We start from the raw sequence: 11,208 nt of genomic DNA on the forward strand, positions 1-11,208 counted from the left end.
GCGTCGCAGACCCCGTGGTTCGAGCCGTCGCGTCAGGTCATCGATCACCGCCCGGCAGCCCCGTGGCCCGTGCCCGGCGGGCTGTGGTCACCCCGGGGGCAACCCCCTGACCCCCGGCCGTCACAGCAGCCCCGCGGCCCGCGCCCAGCGGTACTTCGCGCCGAGGACGGCGACCGGCTGCTCCGTCGTGTACGGGTAGGCGACGACCCCGCGCTCGTACAGGTACGCGCAGGCCTCCTCGACCTCCGTGTCACCCGCCAGCGACGCCACCACCGGCTTCTCGATGCCCCGCTCCCGGTACTCGGCCACGACCCGGGCCGTCAGCTCCGCGAAGACCATCGGGGGAGTGACGATCGTGTGCCAGTAGCCCAGTACCAGCGCGTGGATGCGCGGATCCTCCAGGCCGAGCCGGATCGTCGCCTCGTAGGTGGACGGCGGCTCGCCGCCCGTGATGTCGATCGGGTTGCCCGCCGCGCCGAACGGCGGGATGAACGCCTTGAAGGCGGCGTCCAGGTCCGGCGGGATCTCCATCAGGGAGAGGCCGTTGTCCACGATCGCGTCCGAGAGGAGCACTCCCGAACCGCCCGCCCCGGTGATGATGACGACGTTGTCGCCCTTCGGAGTCGGCAGGACCGGCAGCGCGCGGGCGTACTCCAGCATGTCCTTCAGGCCCGGCGCCCGGATCACGCCCGCCTGCCGCAGGATGTCGTCGTACACCGCGTCGTCGCCCGCCAGCGCCCCGGTGTGCGAACCCGCCGCCTTCGCTCCCGCGCCGGTGCGCCCGGCCTTCAGGACCACGATCGGCTTCTTCGGTACGGTGGCCCGCGCCGCCTCCACGAAGGCGCGTCCGTCCTTGAGGTCCTCCAGGTGCATCGCGATGCACCGGGTGTTGGGGTCCTCGCCGAACCAGGTCAGCAGGTCGTCCTCGTCGATGTCGGACTTGTTGCCGAGCCCGACGATCGCCGACACACCCGTCTTCGTGGACCGGGCGAACCCGAGGATGGCCATCCCGATTCCGCCGGACTGGGAGGTCAGCGCCACCCCGCCCCTGACGTCGTACGGGGTGCAGAACGTGGCGCAGAGGTCCTGCCAGGTGGAGTAGTAGCCGTAGATGTTCGGCCCCAGGATGCGTACGCCGTAGCGCTCACCGATCGCCACGATCTCGTCCTGCAGCGCCTGCTCGCCGGTCTCCGCGAAGCCCGACGGGATGAGCACGGCGTTGGGGATCCCCTTGCGCCCCACCTCCTCCAGCGCAGCTGCCACGAACTTGGCGGGGATCGCGAAGACCGCCACATCCACCTCACCGGGAACGTCGGTGACACTCTTGTACGCCTTGCGGCCCAGAATGTCATCGGCCCGGGGGTTCACCGGATGGATCTCGCCCGGGAAGCCTCCGTCGACGAGGTTGCGCATCACCGAATTGCCTATCTTGCCCTGCTCGTTGGAGGCTCCGATGACGGCCACCGAGCGCGGCTCCATCAGCCGGCGCATCGACACGAGGATCTCCTCGCGGCCGTACGTGCGCCGGACCTTCACCTCCTCGGTGGCCAGGATGACGCGGATGTCGGCGGCGACGGCGCCCTCCGGCCCGGCGATCACCGGGTTGAGGTCGACCTCGGCGATCTCCGGGAAGTCCGTGACGAGCCGGGACACCCTCCTGATCTGTTCCGCCAGGGCCCAGCGGTCCACCGCGGGCGCCCCGCGCACACCGCGCAGGATCTCCGCCGCGCCGATCGAGTCGAGCATGGACAGGGCCTCGTCGGCCGTTACGGGCGCCAGCCGGAACGTGATGTCCTTCAACACCTCCACCAGCACGCCGCCGAGCCCGAAGGCCACCACCTTGCCGAACGTCGGATCGGTGACCGCCCCGATGATCACCTCCTGCCCGGGCGGCACGAGCTGCTGCACCTGCACCCCGTCGATCCTCGCCTCCGGCGCGTACGCCTTGGCGTTCTCGACGATCCGGCAGAACGCGGCCCTCACCTCCGCCGGCCCCGACACCCCGACCACGACCCCGCCGGCATCCGTCTTGTGCAGGATGTCGGGAGACACGATCTTCAGCACGACGGGCCCGCCGAGCCGGTCCGCGTGTGCCACGGCCTCGTCGACGTCACGGGCCAGTTCCTCGCCCGGGACGACGATGCCGTACACGTCGGCGACGATCTTTCCCTCCGGGGCGGTGAGCGCGTCGCGCCCCTCGGCCCGGACGCGTGCGAGCAGTGCCCGTACGCGCTCCAGTTCCTGTGGTTCCACCGATCCGGCCATGCTCAGATGACTCCGTTCGTCTTCAGCAGCCGCAGTTCCTCGTCGTTCAGGCCGAGTTCGCCCACATACACCTCGGCGTTGTGCTCACCCAGCAGCGGCGAGGTCACCACGTCGACGGGGGAGTCGGACAGCTTCAACGGGCTCCCGACCGTGGTGAACGTGCCGCGCTGCGGATGGTCGACCCGCACGACCATCTCGTTGGCGACGAGGGACTCGTCCTCGACGATCTCCTTGGTGGAGAGGATCGGACCGCACGGAATGTTGTGGGCGTTGAGCTGCTCCAGCACCTCCCACTTCGGGAGCGTGGCCGACCACTCCTCGATCAGCTGGAACATCTTGCCGAGCTTCGGCAGCCGGGACTCCGGCGTCGCCCACTCGGGATCCTCAGCCAGCTCCGGCCGCCCGATGAGGGCGGACAACGGCTGCCAGCCGACCGGCTGCACGATGACGTACACGTAGTCGTTGGGGCCACCCGGTGCGCACTTCACCGCCCACCCCGGCTGCCCGCCCCCGCTCGCGTTGCCGCTGCGCGGCACCTCGTCGGCGCCCTCCGTGTTCTCCGTGTTCGGATACTCGGGGAGCGGCCCGTGGGCGAGTCGCTGCTGGTCGCGGAGCTTGACCCGGCACAGGTTGAGCACGGCGTGCTGCATCGCCACGTTCACCCTTTGACCGCGCCCGGTGTTCTCGCGCTGGAACAGTGCGGCGAGGATGCCGGCCACCGCGTGGACGCCGGTGCCGGAGTCGCCGATCTGCGCACCGGTGGCGAGCGGCGGCCCGTCCTCGAACCCCGTGGTGGACATCGAGCCGCCCATGGCCTGCGCGACGACCTCGTACGCCTTGAAGTTGGTGTACGGGCCCTCGCCGAAGCCCTTGATGGATGCGTAGACGATCCGTGGGTTGATCTCCTGGATGCGTTCCCAGGTGAATCCCATCCGGTCGACGGCACCCGGCCCGAAGTTCTCCACCATCACATCGCTGCGCCTGATGAGCTCGGTGAGGATCTCCTTCCCCCGCTCGCTCTTCGTGTTCAGCGTGATGCTCCGCTTGTTGCAGTTGAGCATCGTGAAGTAGAGGGAGTCGACGTCGGGGAGGTCGCGCAGCTGCTTGCGGGTGATGTCACCGCCGGGTGCCTCCAGCTTCACCACGTCCGCGCCCAGCCAGGCGAGCAACTGTGTGGCGGAGGGGCCGGACTGTACGTGTGTCATGTCGAGGACGCGCACGCCCTCAAGAGCTTTGGTCATGCCAACGGCTCCTTCGCTGCGCCTACTTGTACATGGTCTGGTTCATCGTTCCGGGGGCGTACACGTCGGGGTCGACCCAGACGTTGATCAGCGACGGCAGGCCCGACTCGCGGGCCCGTCGCAGCGCGGGGGCGATGTCGGCGGGGTCACGTACCTCCTCGCCGTAACCGCCCAGCATCTGGGCGAACTTGTCGTAGTGCACGTCGCCGAGGGTGTTGCCGACCCGCTCGCGCGCGTCGCCGTACTTGGCCTTCTGGCCGTAACGGATCTGGTTCATCGACGAGTTGTTGCCGACGATCCCGACGAAGGGCAGGTTGTAGCGGACCAGGGTCTCGAAGTCCCAGCCGGTCAGGGAGAAGGCGCCGTCCCCGAAGAGCGCCACGACCTCCTTGTCGGGCCTGGCCTGCTTGGCGGCCAGGACGAACGGCACTCCGACACCGAGCGTGCCGAGCGGCCCGGGGTCCATCCAGTGACCGGGTGTGCGCGGCTGCACGACCTGCCCGGAGAAGGTGACGATGTCACCCCCGTCCCCGATGTAGATCGAGTCCTCGGTGAGGAAGTCGTTGATCTCGCTGACCAGCCGGTAGGGGTGGATCGGCGAGGCGTCCGACTTCAGGTGCGGCAGCCGCTTCTCGATCGCCGTCTGCTCGGCGGCCCGCAGCTCGTCGAGCCACGCCTTGCGCTTCACGGACCCGCCGTTGATGCGTCCGCTCGCCGCCTCCGCGGCCGCCTTCAGGACCAGCGAGGCATCTCCGACGATGCCGAGGTCCACGTCCCGGTTCTTGCCGACCGTGCGGTAGTCGAGGTCGATCTGCACGACCGTCGCCGCCGGTGAGAGGCGCTTGCCGTACCCCATGCGGAAGTCGAACGGCGTACCCACGATCACGATCAGATCGGCGTTGGAGAAGGCGTAACGCCGCGAGAGCTGGAAGTGGTGCGGGTCGCCGGGCGGCAGCGTTCCGCGCCCCGCCCCGTTCATGTACGCGGGCAGATTCAGCGTCCGTACGAGTTCGACGGCGGCGTCCGTGGCCCGCGTCGTCCACACCTGGCTGCCCAGCAGGATCGCCGGCTTCTCGGCATGGACGAGGAGGTCGGCCAGCTTCTCGATGTCCGCTGGGTCTCCCGCGCCGCGGGTGGAGGCCCGGTACTGCCCGGCCTCCGGCACGCGCGCCTTGCTGACCGGCACCTTGGCGTCGAGCACGTCGCGCGGGATCTCCAGGAAGGAGGGCCCAGGGGCTCCGTGGTAGCACTCCCGGAACGCCATCGACACCATGTCCGCCGCACGGGCGGTGTCCGGCACGGTGGCCGCGAACTTGGTGATGGGCGTCATCATGTCGACGTGCGGCAGGTCCTGGAGGGAGCCCATCTTGTGCTGGGTGTGCGCTCCCTGACCGCCTATCAGCAGCATCGGTGACTCGGCGCGGAAGGCGTTGGCGACCCCGGTCACCGCATCGGTGGTGCCCGGTCCCGCGGTGACCACGGCGCATCCCGGCCTGCCGGTGATGCGTGCGTAGCCGTCGGCGGCATGGGCGGCGACCTGCTCGTGGCGTACGTCGACGACCTCGATGCCCTCGTCGACACAGCCGTCGTAGATGTCGATGATGTGGCCGCCGCAGAGGGTGTAGATGCGTTCCACCCCCTCGGCCTTGAGTGCCTTGGCGACCAAGTGCCCACCGGAGACGAGTTCCTGGCTGTCGTGGCTGTCATCGGGCATGGCGATGTCCTGTCCCTTCGTAGGGGAGTGCGGGAGCCGCTGTGCCGCTCTCGCGGTACATTGCATACAGTCGACGAATACTGTATGAAGCTTGTTATCCCGCATCCGGTGGGTGGTGTCCAGGGGGCGTGCGGCACTTTCACAATCGGCACGATCGGGAGTGGCTATGGATCTGTACGAGCACCAGGCAAGGCAACTCTTCGCGGATTACGGCATCGCGGTACCCGATGCCGAGGTCGTCGACCGGCCCCGGGCCGCCCAGGAGGCGGCCGTCAGGCTGGGCGGCAGGGTCGTAGTGAAAGCGCAGGTCAAGACGGGCGGTCGCGGCAAGGCGGGCGGGGTGAAAGTCGCCGCCGACCCGGCGGCGGCAGCCCTCACCGCACGCCAGATCCTCGGCATGGACATCAAGGGCCACCGGGTGCGGACGGTCATGATCGCCCAACCCGTGGACATCGAGGCGGAGTTCTACGTCGGCTACGTACTCGACCGGGCGGCCGGTACCTTCCTCGCCATCGCGTCCGCCGAGGGCGGCATGGACATCGAGGAGGTCGCGGCCACCCGCCCGGAAGCAGTGGCCCGCATCCCCGTCGACCCCGTCGAGGGAGTCACGGCGGCCAAGGCGGCGCACATCGCCGAAGCGGCGTCACTTCCCGCGGCCGCCGGGCCCGTCCTCCAGGCGCTGTGGCAGGTCCTCACCCGGGAGGACGCCCTCCTCGTCGAGGTCAACCCGCTCGTCCGCACCACCGACGGGCGGATCCTTGCCCTCGACGGAAAGGTGACGCTCGACGACAACGCCCGCTTCCGGCAGTCGCGTCGGGGGGCGGACTCCGAAGACCCGCACGGGGACCCGCTGGAGGCCGCCGCGGCGGCCAAGGGCCTCAACTACGTCAAGCTCGACGGCGAGGTGGGCATCATCGGCAACGGCGCCGGGCTCGTCATGTCCACCCTCGACGTCGTGGCCGGCTGCGGTGCCCGCCCGGCCAACTTCCTCGACATCGGCGGCGGAGCCTCCGCCCGCGTGATGGCCGACGGTCTGACGGTCATCCTCTCCGACCCGGCCGTGAAGTCGGTCTTCGTCAACGTCTTCGGCGGCATCACCGCGTGCGATGCCGTGGCGGACGGCATCGTCCAGGCACTGGAGACCGTCCATCTGACCAAACCGCTCGTCGTACGGCTCGACGGCAACAGCGCCGCCCGCGGACGGGCCATCCTCGACGACCGGGCACACCCTCTGGTCCAGCAGCTCACGACGATGGACGGCGCCGCGCACCGAGCAAGCCGACTGGCCCTGGGAGGGCACTGACATGGCAATCTTCCTGACCAAGGAGAGCAAGGTCCTCGTCCAGGGCATGACCGGCGCCGAAGGCATGAAGCACACCCGCCGGATGCTCGCGGCGGGCACCCAGATCGTCGGCGGCGTCAACCCGCGCAAGGCCGGCCGGACGGTGGACCTCGACGGCAGGGCGATCCCCGTATTCGGCTCGGTACGCGAGGGAAGGGACGCGACCGGGGCGGACGTCACCGTGGTCTTCGTACCCCCGCCGTTCGCCAAGGAGGCCGTCATCGAGGCGGCCGACGCGGGCATCGGCCTGGCCGTGGTGATCACGGAAGGCATCCCGGTCCACGACGCGGTCGCCTTCCACGCCCACGCCCGCGCCCGGGGCACCCGGATCCTCGGCCCCAACTGCCCCGGCATCATCAGCCCCGGCCAGTCGAACGCGGGCATCATCCCGGCGGACATCGCCACGCGCCCCGGCCGCATCGGTCTGGTCTCCAAGTCCGGCACCCTCACCTACCAACTGATGCACGAGCTGCGCGACACGGGCTTCTCGTCAGCTGTGGGCATCGGCGGCGATCCGGTCATCGGCACCACCCACATCGACTGCCTCACGGCCTTCGAGAACGACCCGGACACCGAACTCATCGTCCTGATAGGCGAGATAGGCGGCGACGCGGAGGAACGGGCCGCGGCCCACATCGCCGCCCACATCACCAAACCGGTGATCGCCTACATCGCGGGCTTCACCGCCCCGGAGGGCAAGACGATGGGCCACGCGGGAGCGATCGTCTCGGGTTCGTCGGGCACGGCGGAGGCGAAGAGGAAGGCCCTGGAGGAAGCGGGCGTACGAGTCGGCGCCACCCCGACGGAAACGGCGAAGCTGGTACTGAACCACCTGCGCACGTAGCCCCCAGGGCGCCTGCACCCCGGGGTGTGCGCCCGGGGCCATCGCGCTCCCGGGGCCCCTGCACCCTGGGGCACCTCCGCAACCGTCGGTGTCCCAGGGTGTTGTCTCCCGTCCACCCCGGGGATCCTCCACCGCCCGTCCGGCGTCCCGGGGCATCGTCCACCGTGCGCCCCGGGGCACCTCTCTCAGCCTGTCGGTGTCACAGGGGGCCCTCCGCCCCACGCCCCGGGGCGCCCGCTCCCAGCCCGTCCGGCGTCTGAGGACCGGGGTCCGGGGCGGAGCCCGGTTACGGAAGGGGCGGGGACAAGGCCCGCCGCAGGCGCCCCGCCACCCGCACACGCAACCCGCATCCCTCACCCACCACCCCAACCCAGCCCCACCTCACCCCACCTCACCCCCGCCCCGACCGTGCACCGAGAGCGGAGAACCCATGACACCTCCGAAGCCCGCACCCGCCGGCCCCACCCCCACCCCCACCCCCACCCTCAAACCCGGGACCGCCTGGACAGACGCCTGGCACCGCTGCCGGACCGCCGCCCCCGAGGCCTTCCAGGACGACCACGTCCGCAACCTCTGGCAGGCGGCCTGGCAGCAGGACGGCCGCACCCTCCCCGCCACGAGCCCCATAGACGGCACCCCCATCGCAGGCCCGCCGCGCCTCGACGCGACCACCGCCCAGCACGCGGTTCGCGCCTCGCTCGACCAGCACCGCGCCTGGCGCCACGTCCCCCTCCCCGAACGCCGCGCCCGCGTGTCGGCCGCCCTCGACGCGCTCACCGAGCACCGCGAGCTGCTCGCCCTCCTCCTGGTCTGGGAGATCGGCAAACCCTGGCGCCTCGCCCAGGCCGACGTGGACCGCGCCATCGACGGCGTGCGCTGGTACGTCGATCACATCGACCGGATGCTCACCGACCGCACCCCGCTCCCCGGCCCGGTCTCCAACATCGCCAGCTGGAACTACCCGATGTCGGTCCTGGTGCACGCCATGCTCGTACAGGCGCTCGCAGGCAACGCGGTCATAGCCAAGACCCCCACCGACGGAGGCGTCGCCTGTCTCACGCTCGCCTGTGCCCTCGCCGCCCGCGAGGGCATCCCCCTCACCCTCCTCAGCGGCAGCGGCAGCGAACTCTCGGCGCCCCTCGTCCGCTCACCCGAGATCGGCTGCGTCTCCTTCGTCGGAGGACGCGACACCGGCGCCCGTATCGCCACCGCCGTCGCCGACCTCGGCAAGCGCCACATCCTCGAACAGGAGGGCCTCAACACCTGGGGCATCTGGAACTTCACGGACTGGCCGGCGCTCACCGCCGTGATCCCGAAGCTCTTCGACTACGGCAAGCAGCGCTGCACGGCGTATCCCCGCTTCGTCGTCCAGCGGACCCTGTTCGCCGACTTCCTGGCCGCGTACCTCCCCGCCGTACGCTCCCTCCGCACCGGCCACCCGCTCGCGGTGGCGCACCCCTCCGACCCGCTCCCCACCCTGGACTTCGGCCCGCTCATCAACGCCGCCAAGGCGAAGGAACTCGCCGACCAGGTCACCGAAGCCATCGACCGGGGCGCCGTGCCGCTGCACCGGGGCAGCGTGTCGGACGCCCTGTTCCTCCCCGGCCAGGACACGGGTGCTTACCTCCACCCGGTCACCCTCCTCAACCCGCCCCCGTCGTCCCCGCTCCACCACGCGGAACCCTTCGGGCCCGTCGACACGATCGTCCTGGTCGACACCGAGGCGGAACTCCTGGCTGCGATGAACGCCTCGAACGGCGCGCTGGTCGCCACCCTGTCCACCGACGACCCGGCCACGTACGACCGCCTTGCCCCGCAGATCCGCGCCTTCAAGACCGGCCACGGCACTCCGAGGTCCCGTGGCGACCGCGACGAACTCTTCGGGGGCTTCGGCGCCTCCTGGCGCGGCGCGTTCGTGGGCGGTGAACTGCTCGTCCGGGCCGTCACCGAGGGCCCCGCCACGGAACGGCTCCCGGGCAACTTCCCGGACCACCACCTCATGCCGTAACCCGCCGCCGGCCCCGCATCCTCAGCCGATCCCCTGATGATCCGGGAACAGCGCGAACTCCCGCCCGGCCGCCTCGGGCACCGTGCGCTCCACCGACTGCACCAGCAGCGCACGGTGCCTGACCAGCGGTTTCCTGCGCCCCTCCGGGGCCAGCAGCATCAGGTCCCCGATTCCGGCCAGCAGCCGCCGCGTGACCTGCGGGCTGCCGACCGCGCACCAGCGGATCTCCTCGAAGGCCAGATCGACCAGGTCCGTCCAGCCCGGTACGTCCTGCACGAGCCTGACCTCGCCCCGGCCGTCCCGGTGATGCACGGTCCCCAGCGGCCGGTTCACCACCGCGGCGAGGAACTGCACGATCCGGTCCAGGCACTGCACGGCGGTCGTCGGATCGTTCACGGACGTCGACAGGGCCCGCAGCGCGATGTCGGACAACTGGCGCAGCCCGAACGCCAGATCCTGGTGCAGGGTGCGCTCGACGCCGACGGACATCGTGTACCGCAGCGCGACCCGGGGCGGCGCCGGCCCACCGTGGACGGCGAGCACAGGAGTGCCCGGCACCACGAAGTCCCCGATCCGCGGAATCAGGCGGAGTACGACACCCTGCCGCCGCGCGGCCCGCACGAGCCGTGCGACGTTCACGTCCTGGAGCACTCCCGCCCGGCCCCAGTGCATGATCTGCGCGGTCTCGGCCGCGAGCGGCGCTTCCTCCGGCGCTCCGACCGGCACCCGAGCCAGCACGCGGAAGGAATGGCGCGTGATGTGGTCGAGGACGGGCCCGACCTGCATGAGCCGCAGGGTGGAACTGACGTAGGCGATGAACAGCAGCAGACTCAGTCCGACCATGCCCAGCGTCAGCAGGCTCTGCAGCAGGGGGACGGACGTGACGAGCCGTGGATCGGTCTCGCTCTCGTACGAGGTCAGGACGAGCAGCGAGAAGGAGAACGTCGCCAGGAACACGGTGAGCGTGAGCTTGCTGATCCGGCTCCGCACGAAGATCCGTACGACCCGGGGCGTGAACTGACCGCTGGCCATCTGCACGGCCACGAGCGAGATGCTGAAGACCACACCGATGAAGGTCATCATCGCCGAGCTGATCGTGGTGACGATCGTCCGGGCATCCGCGGAGAACGAGATCAGCTCACTGACCTCGTCGTACGCCCGCGCGTCCTGGAGTCGCTCGACGATCTCCGTATCCAGGGTGGACGCCACCCACCAGAGCGCGAAGGTGCTGAGCAGCCCCAGCGTCGGAGCGAACCAGAACGTGTCGCGCAGATGCTCACGCACGGGGGACAGCGGGCGGGGCCGCCGGTAGGCGCGATCACTCATGGACGCGAAGGTAGCCGCGACCACTGTCGGTACATGGCAGGCGACGGATCGTACGCGCGTCGGACCATACGTGTACGCATCGGGTAGGCGTCGGCTCCGGATCGCGCGGCGGGGACCTCCGGCGCCCCCACCGCGCGCCACTGACCACCGAAAACGCAGGTGAGGGGCACCCCAAACCCCTGGTATTGTTTTCTTTGTCGCCGCGGGGAAACAGACCGCGAACGACAGACACCTTGTCCGGGTGGCGGAATGGCAGACGCGCTAGCTTGAGGTGCTAGTGCCCTTTATCGGGCGTGGGGGTTCAAGTCCCCCCTCGGACACCAGTAAGACGCTCATGAGATTGTCCTCGGTGCGTTCACGAACGGCCGGTGAGTCATCTGACTCACCGGCCGTTCGTCGTTCCTGGAGCCCTTGGCTGCCACGGCCGGCGGACCACTTTCCTTCATGCGGCGGCACCCGCCCGGCAGG

At 70.1% G+C, this 11,208-nt stretch carries 7 protein-coding genes and 1 tRNA gene; 4 read left to right on the top strand and 4 right to left on the bottom strand.

Going from position 1 to position 11,208, the window contains the following annotated elements; all coding sequences use genetic code 11:
• Positions 1 to 120: 120 nt before the first annotated feature.
• From AB0C82_RS10365 to AB0C82_RS10375, 3 genes are read right to left on the bottom strand one after another with little or no spacing between them, the layout of a single operon-like run.
• Positions 121 to 2,265 (bottom strand): acetate--CoA ligase family protein, encoded by a 2,145-nt coding sequence (locus tag AB0C82_RS10365; RefSeq protein WP_362838610.1) that lies wholly within the window; start codon positions 2,263 to 2,265, stop codon positions 121 to 123.
• A 2-nt stretch (positions 2,266 to 2,267) separates the two neighbouring features.
• Positions 2,268 to 3,506 carry a formyl-CoA transferase gene (gene frc / locus AB0C82_RS10370; RefSeq protein ID WP_362838612.1) on the bottom strand — a complete coding sequence of 413 codons (1,239 nt, stop codon included), beginning with the start codon at positions 3,504 to 3,506 and terminating at the stop codon, positions 2,268 to 2,270.
• Between the two features lie 22 nt (positions 3,507 to 3,528).
• Complete coding sequence (locus AB0C82_RS10375) at positions 3,529 to 5,220, bottom strand: thiamine pyrophosphate-binding protein (protein WP_362838615.1); 1,692 nt, start codon at positions 5,218 to 5,220, stop codon at positions 3,529 to 3,531.
• A 166-nt stretch (positions 5,221 to 5,386) separates the two neighbouring features.
• Between AB0C82_RS10375 and sucC the strand changes: the two genes are divergently transcribed.
• The 3 genes from sucC (at position 5,387) to AB0C82_RS10390 (ending at position 9,414) form a co-directional block, all read left to right on the top strand.
• The gene (gene sucC / locus AB0C82_RS10380) at positions 5,387 to 6,523 is read left to right on the top strand and encodes an ADP-forming succinate--CoA ligase subunit beta (protein WP_362838618.1); all 1,137 of its coding nucleotides are present in this window, start codon (positions 5,387 to 5,389) and stop codon (positions 6,521 to 6,523) included.
• Between the two features lies 1 nt (position 6,524).
• Entirely contained in the window at positions 6,525 to 7,406 is an 882-nt protein-coding gene (gene sucD / locus AB0C82_RS10385; RefSeq protein WP_362838621.1) for a succinate--CoA ligase subunit alpha, read from the top strand.
• A 430-nt stretch (positions 7,407 to 7,836) separates the two neighbouring features.
• Positions 7,837 to 9,414 carry an aldehyde dehydrogenase family protein gene (locus AB0C82_RS10390; protein ID WP_362838623.1) on the top strand — a complete coding sequence of 526 codons (1,578 nt, stop codon included), beginning with the start codon at positions 7,837 to 7,839 and terminating at the stop codon, positions 9,412 to 9,414.
• A gap of 21 nt (positions 9,415 to 9,435) precedes the next feature.
• On the opposite strand, the gene AB0C82_RS10395 is transcribed toward AB0C82_RS10390, so the two are convergent.
• Complete coding sequence (locus tag AB0C82_RS10395; RefSeq protein WP_362838626.1) at positions 9,436 to 10,740, bottom strand: DUF2254 domain-containing protein; 1,305 nt, start codon at positions 10,738 to 10,740, stop codon at positions 9,436 to 9,438.
• A 235-nt stretch (positions 10,741 to 10,975) separates the two neighbouring features.
• Between AB0C82_RS10395 and AB0C82_RS10400 the strand changes: the two genes are divergently transcribed.
• Positions 10,976 to 11,063 (top strand) — tRNA-Leu (locus AB0C82_RS10400).
• The last annotated feature ends 145 nt before the right edge of the window (positions 11,064 to 11,208 follow it).

It is taken from the genome of Streptomyces sp. NPDC048560 (assembly GCF_040650955.1).
Taxonomy (GTDB): domain Bacteria; phylum Actinomycetota; class Actinomycetes; order Streptomycetales; family Streptomycetaceae; genus Streptomyces.